Raw genomic sequence first — 15,167 nt, 5'->3', positions numbered from 1 at the left:
GTGAACCACACCGACAGCAACCGCTGGCGTACCGTCGACATCGTCGTCGCCTCGGTCATCGCCGTCGCCTTCGGCGTCGTGTTCTGGGCCTGGGGCCTGCTCTGGAGCGCCACCGACGCGGCGTTCGCGTTCTTCCCGCCGGCGCAGGCCGTGCTCTACGGCGTGTGGCTGATCCCGGCGGTGCTCGCCGGCCTGATCATCCGCAAGCCGGGCGCCGCGCTCTACTGCGAGACGGTTGCCGCGATCGTCTCCGCCCTGCTGGGCAGCCAGTGGGCGGGCATCGTGATCCTCCAGGGCCTGATGCAGGGCATCGGCGCCGAGCTGGCCTTCGCCGCGTTCCGGTACCGCTCGTTCCGCCTGCCGGTGGCGGTGCTGGCCGGTGCGCTGACCGGTCTCGGTGCGGCGATCTTCGACTTCGTCTACTGGAACAAGGCGTACGACTTCGCCTCCTACCGCCTCCCGTACGCGCTGATCACGATCGTCAGCGCCACGATCGTCGCCGGCCTGGGCGCGCACGTCCTCACCCGCGCGCTGGCGAACACCGGCGTGCTGGACCGCTTCCCCGCCGGCCGAGACCGCGCCCTGGTCTAGCCCGCCCCGCCCCGCCCCGCCCCGGCGATCAAGGAGTTTGCGTCCGCCGGGCACGGTTTTCCGGACGCGAACTCCTTGATCACCCAGGCTGGAGAGCGGAGAGGGGGACGCGGTGAGCGCTGTGGTGCTGCGGGGGTTCGGGTGGCGGCACGGGGGACGCAAGCGGTGGGCTCTGCGCGGGGTGGATCTGCGGGTGGAGAGCGGGGAGCGGGTGCTGCTGCTCGGACCCTCGGGAGCCGGCAAGAGCACCTTGCTGGCCGCGCTCGCCGGGCTGCTGCCGGAGGACTCCGGCGAGCAGGAGGGCACCGTCGAGATCGACGGGCTGGATCCGCGCAAGGCCCGCGAGCGCGTCGGCATCCTGTTCCAGGACCCGCAGACCCAGCTCGTGATGGCCCGCTCCGGCGACGACGTCGCGTTCGGGCTGGAGAACCGGGGCGTGCCGGCCGACGAGATCTGGCCCCGCGTCGACGAGGCGCTGCACCGGGTCGGCTTCCCGTACCCCCGGGACCGCCCGACCGCCGCGCTCAGCGGCGGCGAGCAGCAGCGGCTGGCGCTGGCCGGCACGCTCGCGCTCCGCCCCGGCCTGCTCCTGCTGGACGAGCCCACCGCCAACCTCGACCCGGGCGGCGCCGCCCTGATCCGCCGCGCCGTCGCGAACGCGCTCGACCCGGACACCACGATGATCCTGGTCGAGCACCGGATCACCGAGGCGCTGCCGCTGGTCGACCGGGTGGTGGTGCTGGAACCCGGCGGCGGGGTACGCGCCGACGGGCCACCCGAGGTGGTCTTCGCCGCGCACGGCGACGCGCTGGCCGCCGCCGGGGTCTGGGTGCCCGGCCACGTCGCGCCGCCCCGGCACGCCACCACGCCGCCCGGCGACGTGCTGCTCACCGCCGACCGGCTCGGCCTGCCACCCCGGCTGAACCCCACCGATCTTCGGGTACGCGCCGGCGAGGCGCTCGCCGTCCTCGGCCCCAACGGGGCGGGCAAGTCCACGCTGGCGCTGCTCCTGGGCGGCCTGCTCCGCCCCGGGACCGGCGCCGTCACCGCGTCCGCCGAGCTGGCCGGGCGGGACGCGCGCACTCCCCCGCACCGCTGGCGGGCGCCCGCTCTGGTGCGCCGGATCGGCTCGGTGTTCCAGGACCCGGAGCACCAGTTCGTCAGCGCCACCGTCCGCGACGAACTGGCGCTCGGGCCGCGCCGAACCGGTCAGTCCGAGGCGGCGGTGACCGCCACCGTGGACGCGTTGCTGCACCGGCTGCGGCTGGACAAGCTGGCCGGCGCCAACCCGTACACCCTCTCCGGTGGGGAGGCGCGGCGGCTGAGCGTGGCGACGGCCCTGGCCACCGCGCCCCGCCTGCTGATCTGCGACGAACCCACGTTCGGCCAGGACCGGCGCACCTGGCTGGAGCTGGTCGGCCTGCTGGCCGAACTGCGCGACGCCGGACACGGCGTGGTCGCGGTGACCCACGACGAGGACTTCGTGGCCGCGCTGGCCGACCGGACGCTCTCAGTGGACCGCTCCCCCGGCGGGGTGGTCCCGTGATCGACCTCGAACCGGTCGCCGCGCCGGGCGCCCCGCTGGCCCGGCGCAATCCGGTGGCGAAACTGGCCGCCGCGATGGTCTTCACGCTGATCCTGGTGGCGACGCTCGATCCGGTGGCCCCGGCCGTCGCCATCGCCGTCGAACTCGCGGTGCTGCCGCTGTTCGGCGTCCGCTACCGGGTGCTGGCCCACCGGGCCTGGCCGCTGCTCGCCGCCGCCGTCGGCATCCTCGTCACGCTCACGCTCTTCGCGGCCGACCGCTCCGGCCCGGTACTGCTCCAGGCCGGGCCGATCCTGGTCACCCAGGGCGTGCTGATGACCGCGCTCGGGTTGGTGCTGCGAATGCTCGCGGTGGCCCTGCCCGGCATCCTCGTCTTCGCCACCACCGACCCCACCGATCTGGCCGACGCGCTGATCCAGAACGCGAAGACGCCCGCCCGGTTCGCCATCGGGGCGCTGGCCGCGTTCCGGATGGTGCCGCTGCTGGAGCAGGAGTGGCGGATGATCAGCATGGCCCGCCGGGCCCGCGGCGTGGACGCCGGCCGCAACCCGGTGGCCAAGCTGCGGCTGTTCGGGTCCACCGCGTTCACGCTGCTTGTCGGCGCGATCCGGCGCGGTACGCGGCTGGCCGTGGCGATGGACGCCCGCGGCTTCGACGCGGGCACCCCGCGTACCGTGGCCCGCCTGCAGCGCTTCACCCGCGCCGACGCCCTGCTCGTCGCGGGCGCCGCGCTGCTGGCGGCCGGCGCCCTTGCGACAAGCATCACCCTGGGCACCTTCCGCCCCTTGATCGGCTGACCCCCCTCACCCTCCGCCCTGTTGATCATGAAGTTGACGGCACCGGTTGCCCGTTTTGTCGCCGCCAACTTCATGATCAACCAGGGCTGAGGGCCTGGCCGAGGGCGGAGCTGTCGGTCAGCTGCGGCGGAAGGCGTAGAACCGGGTCTGGCCGGCACGCTGGCTGCGCCCGGTGAACCGGGCCTGCCGCCCTGCTGGTGGGCCCGATCTGGGCGGCGTCGCGGATGCGCCCGGCAGGGCCGGCGTCTCCAGAGACTCCGAGGGCGACACCGTCGGCGTGGCCAGGGCCGGCGACACCGCATCCGGAGACACGGTGGGCGTCACCGGCTCGGCCGGGAGCACCACCGTGGGCGGTGCCACGGTGAGCGCGTCGAGCTTCGGCGGGGTCACCTGCGGCGCGGACTGCTTGCGGGACCTCTTCGGATTGCGCTTCGCGGGCATTCGCGGGCCTCCTGTCGTACGGGCGCGTCGACCGGGACGCGCCGAGCGAGGACTCCGGTGCGTGCGACCACGGCGGACACCGCTACCGACGGTGGCGGGGAAGGGATGCGGACGCCCGGAGCAGGACGTGTCCACGGCACTGGCGGCGGTGGACCGGGCTCGGAGGTGGGGCGTCACTTACGCATGACGCAAAGCTATCCCGCTGGCGGACGCCGCGCACCCGAATTACCGCCAAACGCACAGCCACCCGACCGTCACGCGCTGTCCATGTCCCGGGCCGCTGCCCCGGCGACCGCGATACGGTCGCAGCACGGCAGCACCAACGAGAGGTGGCGGTACGCATGGCAGAGCAGGCGACGGCGCAGATCGGAGTCACCGGTCTGGCGGTGATGGGCCGCAACCTGGCCCGGAACCTGGCCCGCAACGGCTTCGCCGTGGCGGTGCACAACCGGTCGCCGGAGCGCACCCGCAGCCTGGTCGCCGAGCACGCCGACGAGGGCACGTTCGTGCCGTCGGAGTCGCTCGCGGACTTCGTCGCCTCGCTGGAGCGGCCCCGCGCGGTGATCGTGATGGTCAAGGCCGGCGCACCCACCGACGCGGTGATCGACGATCTGGTCCCGCTGCTGGAGGAGGGGGACATCGTCGTCGACTGCGGCAACGCGCACTTCGCCGACACCCGCCGCCGGGAGGAGGCGCTGCGCGAGCACGGCCTGCACTTCGTCGGCACCGGCGTGTCCGGCGGCGAGGAGGGCGCGCTGCTCGGTCCGAGCATCATGCCCGGCGGGTCGGCCGAGTCGTACCGCAAGCTGGGGCCGATCTTCGAGCGGATCGCCGCGCAGGTGGACGGCGAGCCCTGCTGCCGGCACATCGGGCCGGACGGCGCGGGCCACTTCGTGAAGATGGTGCACAACGGCATCGAGTACGCCGACATGCAGCTCATCGCCGAGGCGTACGACCTGTTGCGGGCCGGGCTGTCGGCGAGCCCGGCGGAGATCGCGGAGATCTTCCGGGAGTGGAACGGCGGCGAGCTGGGGTCGTTCCTCATCGAGATCACCGCCGACGTGCTCGGCCACACCGACGCGGCCACCGGCCAGGCGTTCGTGGACGTGGTGCTCGACCAGGCCGAGCAGAAGGGCACCGGCCGCTGGACCGTGCAGAGCGCGCTCGACCTCGGCATCCCGATCACCGGCATCGCCGAGGCCACGTTCGCCCGGTCGCTGTCCGGCCACGCCGACCAGCGGGAGGCCGCGCGTCGCGTGTTCGCCGACGCGGGCGACAAGTGGCAGGTGGACGACCGGGAGACGTTCGTCGAGGACGTGCGCCGCGCGCTGCTGGCCAGCAAGATCGTCGCGTACGCGCAGGGCTTCGACCACATCCGGGCCGGCAGCCGGGAGTACGACTGGGACATCGACCTGGGCGGCACGGCCACCATCTGGCGGGGCGGCTGCATCATCCGGGCCGGTTTCCTGGACCGGATCCGGGAGGCGTACGACGCCGAGCCGGACCTGTCCACGCTGCTCGTCGCGCCCTGGTTCGCCGAGCGGGTCAGCGACGGCGTACCGGCCTGGCGACGGGTGGTGGCCGACGCGGCCCGGGCGGGCGTGCCGGCCCCGGCCTTCGGTTCGTCGCTGGCCTACTTCGACGCGCTGCGGGCGCAGCGGTTGCCGGCCGCGCTGATCCAGGGGCTGCGGGACAACTTCGGCGCGCACACCTACCACCGGGTGGACCGGGACGGCTCGTTCCACACCCGCTGGGCGGGAGACCGCTCCGAAGTGGAGGCGTGAGCCCCACGGGCAGTCCTGCCGGGCGGTTCACCAGGCCCGCTGACCGTCCGGGTCGGGCACCCAGCCGGCGGCCGGCTCACCCGTGGCCAGCTCGCCGATCTCGCCGGAGCGGACCGCGGGAGTGTGCCCCATCTCGGCGCACCACCGCTGCGCGACGTCGGCGCACAACGCGGCGACCGCGTCCCGGCGGGTCGCCTCCACCAGGTCGGCGGCGGCCAGGGCAGCAGTCATCTCGTACCGGAGATCGCGCATCCTCCACCCCCGTGGCGGGCGCGCACCCGGCGGCGCGCCCTGCGCCGATCGTAGAGCGGAACGCCCCGCGCCCGGCCGGAAAGCCGGATGCGGGGCGTTCCGGTCGGGCCGGACGTCGCGGTCAGAAGAACCGGCGACGCTTGGCCTTCTGCGGCCGGACCAGGTCGGCGCCCTTGGTCAGCAGACGGCTCACCCCGGACGGGCCGCGACGGGCCTCCAGGGTGTGGCTGAGCCGGCGCGCGCCGGCCGCCGCCAGCGGCACGGCGACCGCCATGACCGCCCACTGCGCGATCCGCTTCTGAATCATGTGGTTCACCTCCGCGTTGTCGTCTACCGGTAGAGGTACCCAGCTCGGCGCGTCGGTAAGCGTGACGTCAGGCGCCCGGGGCGACCGGGTTGGGCAGGGCGCCACCGAAGCGACGGTCGCGCTGGGCGTACAGCTCGCAGGCGTACCAGAGGTGGCGGCGGTCGAAGTCGGGCCAGAGCGTGTCCAGGTAGACCAGCTCGGCGTACGCGGTCTGCCAGAGCAGGAAGTTGGAGATGCGCTGCTCGCCGGAGGGGCGCAGGAACAGGTCGACCTCGGGCACCTCGGGGTGGTAGAGGTAGCGCGCGAGCGTCTTCTCGTTCACCTTGGCCGGGTCGAGCCTGCCCGCGGCGACGTCACGGGCGATCCCGGCGGCCGCGTCGGCGATCTCGGCCTGGCCGCCGTAGTTGACGCAGAACTGCAGCGTCAGCGTCGAGTTGCCGCGGGACATCTCCTCGGCGGTCTGCAGCTCGGAGATGACGCTCTTCCATAGCCGGCCCGCGCGGCCCGACCAGACCACCCGTACGCCCAGGTCGACGAGCTGGTCGCGGCGGCGGCGGATGACGTCGCGGTTGAAGCCCATCAGGAAGCGGACCTCGTCCGGCGAACGCCGCCAGTTCTCGGTGGAGAACGCGTACGCCGACAGGTAGGGAATGCCCATCTCGATCGCGCCCTCGACGGTGTCGAACAGGCTGTGCTCGCCCTGCTCGTGCCCCTTGGTGCGGGGCAGCCCGCGCTCCTTGGCCCAGCGGCCGTTGCCGTCCATCACGATGGCGACGTGCCGGGGCACCGCGGCGGGCGGCAGCGCCGGCGGACGGGCGCCGGAGGGGTGCGGGGTCGGCGGCACCGGCTCGCGGCGGGTCGCCCTCGTCGATCGGATCACTCGGTCATCTCCCTGTTCACACCGGCGACGGGCCCGGCGCCGGAGCGCGGCGGCGGGACCACATCCGGCCCCGCGCCGCCGGGCGGCGGGACCGCGCCGGACGCCGGGGCGCCCCGGTCGACCAGCGGCAGCGAGCGTAGCGCGCGCTCCAGATGCCACTGGAGGTGCGCCGCGACCAGTCCGCTGCACTCCCGGCGTACGCCGGTCCCGGCCGCGTCGGCGTACCCCCAGTCGCCGGAGGTCAGCGCGGACATCAGCTCCAGCGTGGCCGGGGCGGGGTGAGCCGCGCCGGGAGGCCGGCAGTCCGGGCAGACGGCGCCGCCGGCCGGTACGGAGAACGCGCGGTGCCGGCCCGGCTCGCCGCAGACCGCGCAGGCGGCGAGCGCCGGCGCCCAGCCGGCGAACGCCATGCCGCGCAGCAGGTACGCGTCGAGCACGAGCGTGGTGGCGTGCTCGCCGCGGGCCAGTGACTTCATCGCGCCGAGGGTGAGCTGGAACAGCCGCAGCGAGGGCTCCCGCTCGACCGGGGTGAGCCGCTCGGCGGTCTCGGCGATCGCGCTGGCCGCCGTGTAGCGGGGGTAGTCGCCGAGGAACCGCTTGCCGTACAGCTCGATCGCCTCGACCTGGCTGACGGTGTGCAGCGAGCTGCCCTGGTTGCCCTTGGGGTCACCGGCGAGCTGGAGGTCGACGTGCCCGAACGGCTCCAGCCGGGCGCCGAAGCGGCTCATGGTGCGCCGCACGCCCCGGGCCACCGCGCGCAGCCGCCCGTGCCGGCGCGTGAACAGCGTGATGATCCGGTCGGACTCGCCCAGCTTCTGCACACGCAGCACCACCGCGTCGTCGCGGTAGAGCTGTCGGCGGTACCCGGCCATCAGGCCATTCTCCCTCCGGGTGCGATCTCAGGGTCGGCTCGGGGTGGACCGTCGGGCGATCCCCGATGTGCCGGGCGTCCGGCCGGTCCTAGTGTGCTGGCCATGGCTTCGCTCCGCACCGCTCTCCGGCCGCGCACGGTTTTCGGGCCGCGCACGGTTTTCGGGCCGCGCACGGTTTTCGGGCCGCGCACGGTTTTCCGGCCACGCGGGGTGGTGGCCGCCACCGCGGCCACCGCTCTCATCGTGCTCGCCGGGTGTGACACCCTCTCGTTCCGCCGGCTCGACTACGACCACACCGAGCGAACGAAGATCACCCGGATCACCGTGGACGACGACGGCGCCGGCGACGTGGTGGTCCGGGCCAACGGCCCCGCCGACCAGGTACGCGTCAAGCGCGTGGTCCGCTACCAGGGCGACGAGCCGACCAGCCGGTACGAGATCAAGGGTGACGAACTCGTCCTGCCCACCGACTGCGGGCACCGGTGCAGCATCTCCTGGGAGGTGACCGCGCCGCCCGGCGTGGTGGTACGCGGCGGCACCGGCTCGGGCAACGTCGACCTCACCGACGTCGGCGCCGTCGAGTTCACGCTCAGCTCCGGCGACCTGACCGTCAGGGGCGCCACCGGCGAGGTCCGCGCGTCCACCACGTCGGGCAACATCCGGGTCGTCGAGGCGGCCGGCCCGGTGCGGCTGCGGGCCCGGTCGGGCGACATCGAGGCCCGCCGGCTCGCCTCCGCGATCGACGCGGAGACCACGTCCGGCAACATCGTCGTCGAGCTGGACCAGCCGGCTCCGGCCCGGGTGCACGCCACGAGCGGAGACGTCGACCTGGCCGTACCAGCGGGCCGCTACCGGGTACGCGCCACCGCGACGTCCGGGGACACCGACGTGCGCGTCACCGACGACCCGACCGCCTCGGTGCAGCTCGAAGCGTCCGCCACCAGCGGCAACGTCACGGTCAGCACCCGCTGAGCGGGCGGCGCTCCGTCGTGGCTCAGCCGGGCGCGTTCCGCCGGGACGCCGGGGCCGCGTCGTCGCGGCCGGGATCCTCGGCCGCGCGGCGCTGCGCCGGCACCCGGGCCCCGGCGCTCACCAGCGCGTCCTGCGCCCCGGCGGGGGCCGGGCCGGCCGGAGCGGCCGCCGCCCGGTCGGCCACGGTCCGCCGCGGCTTGCCGGGGATCAGTTCCGGGGTACGCCGGGCCGCCACGTCCTCGACCCAGCCGACCATCAGCGTCACCACGCCGACGAGGGCGAAGACCAGCCCCACCCGCAGCCACAGGCCGACCGGGTCGCGCGGCGACCAGCCGACCAGGCCGACCAGCGGGGTGAGCGCCACCACGAACGGCATGTGCCACAGGTAGACGGTCAACGCGCGCCGGTTCACCACAGTGACCGCCCGGCCGAACGCCGGCACGCGGTCGACCCAGGTCACCCCGACCGGCGCCCGGCCGATCGCCACCAGGATGAACGCGGCCGACCAGAGCGCGTTGCCGAGCGGAAGGTCGTTGATGTCGTACCCGCGCGGGCCCGGGTGGGTGACGATCCAGGCCAGCCCGGCGGCGCCGACCACGGCGGCCACCGGCAGCAGCACCCGGTTGCGCATCCGGCGCAGCAGCCCGTCGTGGTGGGCGAAGCCGAGCAGCCAGGCGCCGAAATAGAGGCCGAATTCGCGCAGCACCGTGTGCGGGTTCGCCAGGACGCCGGCCTGGATCGCGATCAGCAGCAGGTACGGGGCGGCGAGCGTGGGCAGCGGCGCCCGGCGGAACAGCCAGAGCACCAGCGGCGAGGCGAGCACGAACCACAGGTAGTCCCGCAGGTACCAGATCGGGCTGAGCGCCAGCCCGCCCCAGTAGTTGGCCGGCGGGTCGCTGATCGGGAAGAGCCAGAGCAGCACCTCCGGGCCGAACGTCAGCCCGGTGAGCAGCATGGCCGGTACGAAGACCGCGGCGACCACCCACAGCGACGGCAGGAGGCGGCGCAGCCGGCGGCCGACCGCGCGCACCCCGCTGCGGTCGAGTGACGCCGCCATCAGCGACCCGGCCAGGGCGAACATCACCGACATGGCCGGGAACACCAGCGTGAGCGTGGCGTAGCCGGTGACGTGGTAGGTGACGACGCGCAGGATGGCCAGGAAGCGGAGCAGGTCCAGATAGCGGTTTCGCATCAGCTCGCGGCGGGGTCCGGGGGCAGAGACAATGCTCCCTACCCTGCTCCGGGACGCTGTGAAACAGCCACGAACACCCATGGAAAGTGAGATGTCCCATAGGTCTGGCTGATCCTGATCACCCGCCGCCGGACCTGCCCCGGCCGCCGGTCAGAAGCCGAGCTTGCGCAACTGCTTCGGGTCGCGCTGCCAGTCCTTCGCCACGCGTACGTGCAGGTCGAGATAGACCCGGGTGCCGAGCAACTCCTCGATCTGCCGCCGGGCGGTGGTGCCCACGTGCTTGAGGCGGCTGCCCCGGTGCCCGATCACGATGGCCTTCTGGCTCGACCGCTCCACGTACAGGTCGGCGTAGATCTTGGTGAGGTTGCCCTCCGGGATCATCTCCTCGACCACCACGGCGATGGAGTGCGGCAGCTCGTCGCGTACGCCCTCCAGCGCCGCCTCGCGGACCAGCTCCGCCACCAGCACCTGCTCCGGGTCGTCGGTGAGCATGTCGTCCGGATAGAGCTGCGGTGACTCCGGCAGGTAGCCGGTCATCACGTCGACGAGCGTGTCGACCTGGTGCCCGGAGACCGCGCTGACCGGCACCACCGCGGCGAACTCGCCCAGCTCGCTCACCGCGAGCAGCTGCTCGGCCAGCCGCTTCTTGTCGACCAGGTCGGTCTTGGTGACCACCGCCAGCACCGTGGCCTTCAGGCTGGCCAGCTCGCCGGTGATGAAGCGGTCGCCCCGCCCGACCGGCTCGTTCGCCGGGACGCACAGGCCGATCACGTCGACCTCGCTCCAGGTCTCCCGGACCAGGTCGTTGAGGCGCTCGCCGAGCAGCGTCCGGGGACGGTGCAGGCCCGGGGTGTCGACCAGCACGAGCTGCGAGTCCGGCCGGTGCAGCACCGCCCGGATGATGTGCCGGGTGGTCTGCGGCTTGCTCGAGGTGATCGCGATCTTGGTGCCGACGATCGCGTTGGTGAGCGTCGACTTGCCGGCGTTCGGCCGCCCGACGAAACAGGCGAAACCGGCCCGGTAGGGGCGTGCCTCGGGCGTGGTCACTCGACCACCGTGCCGAGGACGGTGCCGTCCGGCGCGGCCACGTGGATCGGCGCGTCGGCGGACAGGTCCCGCACCGCGGCGTGCCCGGCCCCGTCCAGCGTCGACGCCTCGGTCACCACCACGGCGGCCTCCAGCCGGCTCGCGCCCGCCGCCACCGCCGAGGCCACCGCGAGCTGGAGCGCGGTCAGCGTCAGCGACGGCAGCGCCACGCTCGCCGCCGCGTACGTCCGGCCGTCCTGGTCGCGGACCGCGGCGCCCTCCACGGCCGCCACCCGGCTCCGCGCGCCCCGGGCCAGGACGACCAGCTTGGCGTCCTCGGCGCTCAGCTCGGCCGGGTCGGCGGGGGTGGGCAGGGCAGCCGGTACGGCGGGTGTCTCAGGCATCGGCGGATTGCCTCTCCTCGGATCGGTTGTTGTCGCCCCGGGAATCGGGCGGCTCGCTTCGGTTGGTGCCTTCCGGGGCGTCGCCCCGGTCGACCCGGCTCACCAGGACCGTGTCGATCCGGTTGCGCCGGCCGGTCGTGCCCTCGGCCACCAGCCGCAGGCGGGCCACCTCGGCCTCGGCGCCCGGGAGGGGCACCCGGCCGAGCGCCTGGGCGAGCAGGCCACCGACCGTCTCCACCTCGTCGGTGGGCAGCTCGGTGTCGAACAGCTCACCCAGATTCTCCACCGGCAGCCGCGCGGTCACCCGCACGGCCCCGTCCGGCAGGTGCTCGACCGGCGGGCGCTCGACATCGTACTCGTCGGTGATCTCCCCGACGATCTCCTCCAGGATGTCCTCGATGGTGACCAGGCCGCCGGTGCCGCCGTACTCGTCGACCACGACGACCATGTGGTTACGGGCCGCCTGCATCTCCGAGAGCAGGTCGTCCACCGGCTTGGACTCCGGCACGAACGTGGCCGGGCGCATCAGCTCGGCCACCGGCATCTGCCGGGCGGCCTGGTCGCCCTGCACCCGCCGGATCAGGTCCTTGAGGTAGAGCACACCGAGCACGTCGTCGACGTTCTCGCCGATCACCGGGATGCGGGAGAACCCGGAGCGCAGGAACAACGCCAGCGCCTGCGCGAGCGTCTTGCGTTCCTCGATCCACACCATCTCGGTACGCGGCACCATCACCTCGCGGGCGATGGTGTCGCCGAGCGCGAAGACCGAGTGGATCATCTGGCGCTCGCCGTGCTCCACCACCCCGCGCTGCTCGGCCAGGTCCACCAGCTCGCGCAGCTCCACCTGGGTCGCGAACGGCCCCTCGCGGAAGCCCTTGCCGGGGGTGACCGCGTTGCCGATGAGGATCAGCAGCGACGCCAGCGGGTTGAGCGCGCGGCCCAGCCACCGCACCAGCGGCGCGACCACCCGGCCGACCGCGTAGGCGTGCTGGCGGCCGAGCGTGCGCGGGCCGACCCCGACCGCCACGAAGCTCACCACAGTCATCGCGCCCGCCGTCACCAGCGCCGCCCGCCAGCCTGCGCCGAACGTGTCGACGGCCACCAGCGCGACGAGCGTGGTGGCGGTCAGCTCGGCCAGCAGCCGCAGCAGGAGCAGCAGGTTCAGGTGGCGGACCACGTCACCGGCGACCATCTGGAGGGCGCGCGCGCCGCGGGAGCCGTCCCGGGTCAGCTCGGCGGCGCGGGCCGGCGAGACCGCTGCGAGCGCCGCCTCGGTCATCGCGATCAGGCCGGCGAGCACCACCAGCCCGGCGGCGAAGAACAGGAGCTGGAGATCGGGCAGACCGGCGGGGGCCCGGACCGCCGCCAAGGCGTCCATCACCGCGACCGGGTCGACCGCCAGCTGGCCAGCAGCCGGGCCTGGAGACCGAACATCTCCCGCTCCTCATCGGGCTCGGCGTGGTCGTAACCGAGCAGGTGCAGCACGCCGTGCACGGTGAGCAGGTGCAGCTCGTCGGCCGCCGAGTGCCCGGCCACGGCGGCCTGCTTGGCCGCCACCTCCGGGCAGAGCACGATGTCGCCGAGCAGGGCCGGCTCACCACCGGCCGGGCTGCTCTCCCCCGGGCCGTGGTCGACGCTGCCCTCGTCCATGGGGAAGGCGAGCACGTCGGTCGGGCCGTCGCCGCCCATCCAGCGGTGGTTCAGCTCCGACATGTATTCGATGTCGACGAGCAGCACGGACAGCTCGGCGAGGGGGTTGACCCCCATCTCGTCGAGGGCGTGCCGCGCGACGGCGAGCACGGCGTCGGTGTCGACGTCGACACCCGACTCGTTGGCGATCTCGATGGACAACTGTCTTCCTCTGGTGATGTGACGGCTTGCGCCGGTCGTTCAGCGGCGCCGGCCGGCCCGGCCGCCCTGGGCGGTCCGCCCCGGTACGGCGTGCACGCTCTGCGCCTGCTGGTTCTCCCGCTCGGCGTCCCAGCGGGCGTACGCGTCGACGATCTCGCCCACCAGCTTGTGGCGCACCACGTCGGAGCTGGAGAGCTGGGCGAAGTGCACGTCCTCGACGTTGTTCAGGATCTCCCGGACCACCCGCAGGCCGCTGGTCGTCCCGCCGGGAAGGTCCACCTGGGTGACGTCACCGGTGACGACGATCTTGGAGCCGAAGCCGAGCCGGGTGAGGAACATCTTCATCTGCTCGGGCGTGGTGTTCTGCGCCTCGTCCAGGATGATGAACGCGTCGTTGAGGGTGTTGTGGGTCACCAGGAAGTCGTCGGTGACGTAGAGCGAGTCCTCCGCCGCGACCTGGATGCACATCGTCTCCCGCACCCCGGCCGGGACGATCGAGTCGATGAACCGCATCGGCCGGCCACCGCCGTGCTCGTCGTAGAGCCGGCGCTTACGCGACAGGCGGAACGGCGCGACACCGGCGGGTAGCCGGATCTCCACGACGTAGGCGTCGGACCGGTACGGAACCGGCCGGCCCTTCGCCAGACCGGGCTTGCGTCCCTCGGCCGGACGAACCCGTGCTGTGGCCACCCCTCCGAGCGACTCGACCAGGTGGACCACGTCGTCGCACAACCGGGGGGAAGTGGTCGAGTACTGCACACGGCACGTGCGCCCGGCCTGGGTGACCGGCCCGCCGTCGGTGTCCAGCAGCCCTTGCAGGACCGCCAGCCGGACGCCGACGCTGTTGTTCTTGTACACCTCGGGGACGAACTTCGTGGCCGAGGTGGCCCCGGCCAGCCCCAGTTCGCGGACGGCCACCGTCACCGGGTTCGCTACGATCACGCCGCCGCGGTGCCCGTTGACATGCCGGAGGACGTAGTCGTAGTCACCCTTGCGGACCAGTTGGATGTCGACGAGCGCCTCCTCCAGCGCGGTCGCCAACTCCGGGTCGGCGGTGCAGAAGGCCGGCGTGGCGCGGGACGAGATCGTGCCGTCGCCGAGCAGCAGCCCGAGCGCGTACGGGTCGAGCGGAACCGCCCGCGGCTCCATCTGCACCGGCGCGACGAGCGGGAGTTCGTAGCGACGGGTGTGGCCTCGCCACTCCTTGCCGATCATCTCCTGCGTCTCGACCGTGCGCCGCCGGCCGCGACGCTTGTCGTCCGGCGTGGCTACGGTCCACAGGTGCTCGCCGCAGCAGAGCGTGGACGCGCCGTCCTGGGTGGTGACCCGGTAGACCTGCTTCTCACCCTGGGGGTAGATGCCGATCACTGGCGTGGGCGTCCCGTTCGAGCCGATGACCAGGTCACCGACCTGGAGCGAGCCGAACGGCCGGAAGCCCTCCGGGGTCAGCACCCGGGCGTCGTACGGCTGGGCCCGCCCGCGCATGTACGCCAGCGGCGCGACCTCGATCGTGCCGGCGGCCATCAGCTTCGGGATGGTCTCCGGGTCGAGCATGTCGTGCAGCGCGTCGTAGAGCGGGCGCAGGTAGGGATCGATCTTCTCGTTCAGGGTGCCGGGCAGGAAGCCCAGCCGCTCCCCCGCCTCGACCGCCGGCCGGGTCAGGATGATCCGGTTGACCTGCTTGGCCTGGAGCGCCTGCACGGCCTTCGCCATGGCGAGGTACGTCTTGCCGGTACCGGCCGGGCCGATGCCGAAGACGATGGTGTGCGCGTCGATCGCGTCGACGTACTTCTTCTGGCCCAGCGTCTTGGGGCGGATGGTGCGTCCGCGCCGGGAGAGGATGTTGAGCGTCAGCACCTCGGCGGGCCGCTCGGCGCCGCCCTGTTCGAGCATGCCGACGGTACGCCGTACCGCGTCTGTGGTCAGGGTCTCGCCTTTCTCGATCAGTTCGAGCAGCTCACTGAAGAGGCGCTCGGCGAGGGCGTTGTCGGCGGGGGCGCCGGTGATGGTGATCTCGTTGCCGCGGACGTGGACGTCGCTGTCGATCGAGCGCTCGACGAGCCGCAGGATCTCGTCGCCCGCGCCGAGCAGGTTCACCATGATCTTCTGGTCGGGGACCGTGATCCTGGTCTGCACACGCGGCGCGCCGGGAGGTGGGGTGCCGGTCATAGGTCGGGCCGTCGGCCCTGCGCCACCTGCTCTCCGCTACTCGGGTGCCGGGCCCTGCTGGCGACGGCGTACGGTCACCTCCA

General features: G+C 73.2%; 15 protein-coding genes and 3 pseudogenes. 5 read left to right on the top strand and 13 right to left on the bottom strand.

Annotated elements, in window-relative coordinates:
* From ACFYO8_RS27830 to ACFYO8_RS27820, 3 genes are all read left to right on the top strand, one after another.
* Positions 1–591, top strand: coding sequence for an ECF transporter S component (locus ACFYO8_RS27830; protein ID WP_354873807.1), 591 nt, complete (start codon positions 1–3; stop codon positions 589–591).
* 112 nt (positions 592–703) lie between these two features.
* Complete coding sequence (locus tag ACFYO8_RS27825; protein ID WP_354873809.1) at positions 704–2,137, top strand: ABC transporter ATP-binding protein; 1,434 nt, start codon at positions 704–706, stop codon at positions 2,135–2,137.
* Complete coding sequence (locus tag ACFYO8_RS27820; protein WP_354873811.1) at positions 2,134–2,934, top strand: energy-coupling factor transporter transmembrane component T; 801 nt, start codon at positions 2,134–2,136, stop codon at positions 2,932–2,934. Before ACFYO8_RS27825 ends, ACFYO8_RS27820 begins: the two co-directional genes overlap by 4 nt.
* A gap of 117 nt (positions 2,935–3,051) precedes the next feature.
* On the opposite strand, the gene ACFYO8_RS27815 is transcribed toward ACFYO8_RS27820, so the two are convergent.
* Positions 3,052–3,375, bottom strand: coding sequence for a hypothetical protein (locus tag ACFYO8_RS27815; RefSeq protein ID WP_357711199.1), 324 nt, complete (start codon positions 3,373–3,375; stop codon positions 3,052–3,054).
* Between the two features lie 341 nt (positions 3,376–3,716).
* Between ACFYO8_RS27815 and gndA the strand changes: the two genes are divergently transcribed.
* Entirely contained in the window at positions 3,717–5,159 is a 1,443-nt protein-coding gene (gndA, locus tag ACFYO8_RS27810; protein WP_354873815.1) for an NADP-dependent phosphogluconate dehydrogenase, read from the top strand.
* Between the two features lie 27 nt (positions 5,160–5,186).
* Here gndA and ACFYO8_RS27805 read toward each other — a convergent pair whose 3' ends face one another.
* The 4 genes from ACFYO8_RS27805 to recO form a co-directional block, all read right to left on the bottom strand.
* Positions 5,187–5,411 (bottom strand): thioredoxin reductase, encoded by a 225-nt coding sequence (locus tag ACFYO8_RS27805; RefSeq protein WP_354873817.1) that lies wholly within the window; start codon positions 5,409–5,411, stop codon positions 5,187–5,189.
* Positions 5,412–5,532: 121 nt separating this feature from the next.
* Entirely contained in the window at positions 5,533–5,718 is a 186-nt protein-coding gene (locus ACFYO8_RS27800; protein WP_073831832.1) for a hypothetical protein, read from the bottom strand.
* Positions 5,719–5,785: 67 nt separating this feature from the next.
* Positions 5,786–6,562, bottom strand: coding sequence for an isoprenyl transferase (locus tag ACFYO8_RS27795; RefSeq protein ID WP_387190282.1), 777 nt, complete (start codon positions 6,560–6,562; stop codon positions 5,786–5,788).
* Positions 6,563–6,594: 32 nt separating this feature from the next.
* Positions 6,595–7,470, bottom strand: a complete 876-nt coding sequence (gene recO / locus ACFYO8_RS27790; protein ID WP_354873819.1) for a DNA repair protein RecO — start codon at positions 7,468–7,470, stop codon at positions 6,595–6,597.
* Between the two features lie 213 nt (positions 7,471–7,683).
* Between recO and ACFYO8_RS27785 the strand changes: the two genes are divergently transcribed.
* A complete protein-coding gene (locus tag ACFYO8_RS27785; RefSeq protein ID WP_354873821.1) occupies positions 7,684–8,442 on the top strand; it encodes a DUF4097 family beta strand repeat-containing protein in 759 nt (252 codons plus the stop codon).
* 22 nt (positions 8,443–8,464) lie between these two features.
* Here the strand turns inward: ACFYO8_RS27785 and ACFYO8_RS27780 are convergent, their stop codons facing one another.
* The 8 genes and pseudogenes from ACFYO8_RS27780 to ACFYO8_RS27745 all read right to left on the bottom strand — a co-directional run.
* Positions 8,465–9,634: an acyltransferase gene (locus ACFYO8_RS27780; RefSeq protein ID WP_387190235.1), complete on the bottom strand. Its 1,170-nt coding sequence runs from the start codon at positions 9,632–9,634 to the stop codon at positions 8,465–8,467.
* A 150-nt stretch (positions 9,635–9,784) separates the two neighbouring features.
* The gene (era, locus tag ACFYO8_RS27775) at positions 9,785–10,681 is read right to left on the bottom strand and encodes a GTPase Era (RefSeq protein WP_354873824.1); all 897 of its coding nucleotides are present in this window, start codon (positions 10,679–10,681) and stop codon (positions 9,785–9,787) included.
* Positions 10,678–11,064: a cytidine deaminase gene (locus ACFYO8_RS27770; protein WP_354873826.1), complete on the bottom strand. Its 387-nt coding sequence runs from the start codon at positions 11,062–11,064 to the stop codon at positions 10,678–10,680. Before ACFYO8_RS27770 ends, era begins: the two co-directional genes overlap by 4 nt.
* Positions 11,057–12,466 carry a hemolysin family protein gene (locus ACFYO8_RS27765; protein ID WP_354873934.1) on the bottom strand — a complete coding sequence of 470 codons (1,410 nt, stop codon included), beginning with the start codon at positions 12,464–12,466 and terminating at the stop codon, positions 11,057–11,059. The genes ACFYO8_RS27770 and ACFYO8_RS27765 overlap by 8 nt, the downstream gene beginning before the upstream one ends.
* Positions 12,442–12,915, bottom strand: coding sequence for an rRNA maturation RNase YbeY (gene ybeY / locus ACFYO8_RS27760; protein ID WP_354873828.1), 474 nt, complete (start codon positions 12,913–12,915; stop codon positions 12,442–12,444). The genes ACFYO8_RS27765 and ybeY overlap by 25 nt, the downstream gene beginning before the upstream one ends.
* Positions 12,916–12,954: 39 nt before the next feature.
* A pseudogene (locus ACFYO8_RS27755) lies at positions 12,955–13,317 on the bottom strand (PhoH family protein); the annotation flags it as partial.
* A 261-nt stretch (positions 13,318–13,578) separates the two neighbouring features.
* Positions 13,579–14,064, bottom strand: a pseudogene (locus tag ACFYO8_RS27750) (LAGLIDADG family homing endonuclease); the annotation flags it as partial.
* A gap of 324 nt (positions 14,065–14,388) precedes the next feature.
* Positions 14,389–15,084: pseudogene (locus ACFYO8_RS27745) on the bottom strand (PhoH family protein); the annotation flags it as partial.
* Positions 15,085–15,167: the final 83 nt, after the last annotated feature.

The organism is Micromonospora sp. NPDC005257 (assembly GCF_042872445.1).
GTDB lineage: Bacteria > Actinomycetota > Actinomycetes > Mycobacteriales > Micromonosporaceae > Micromonospora.
This window is presented reverse-complemented; position numbering and strand designations above follow the sequence as displayed.

What these genes read in the sequence shown, in the direction of transcription:
- ACFYO8_RS27815 (WP_357711199.1), bottom strand. Translation starts at nt 3,375, where the DNA reads ATGCCCGCGAAGCGCAATCCGAAGAGGTCCCGCAAGCAGTCCGCGCCG.
- ACFYO8_RS27805 (WP_354873817.1), bottom strand. Translation starts at nt 5,411, where the DNA reads ATGCGCGATCTCCGGTACGAGATGACTGCTGCCCTGGCCGCCGCCGAC.
- ACFYO8_RS27770 (WP_354873826.1), bottom strand. Translation starts at nt 11,064, where the DNA reads ATGCCTGAGACACCCGCCGTACCGGCTGCCCTGCCCACCCCCGCCGAC.
- ACFYO8_RS27780 (WP_387190235.1), bottom strand. Translation starts at nt 9,634, where the DNA reads ATGCGAAACCGCTATCTGGACCTGCTCCGCTTCCTGGCCATCCTGCGC.
- ACFYO8_RS27800 (WP_073831832.1), bottom strand. Translation starts at nt 5,718, where the DNA reads ATGATTCAGAAGCGGATCGCGCAGTGGGCGGTCATGGCGGTCGCCGTG.
- gndA (WP_354873815.1), top strand. Translation starts at nt 3,717, where the DNA reads ATGGCAGAGCAGGCGACGGCGCAGATCGGAGTCACCGGTCTGGCGGTG.
- recO (WP_354873819.1), bottom strand. Translation starts at nt 7,470, where the DNA reads ATGGCCGGGTACCGCCGACAGCTCTACCGCGACGACGCGGTGGTGCTG.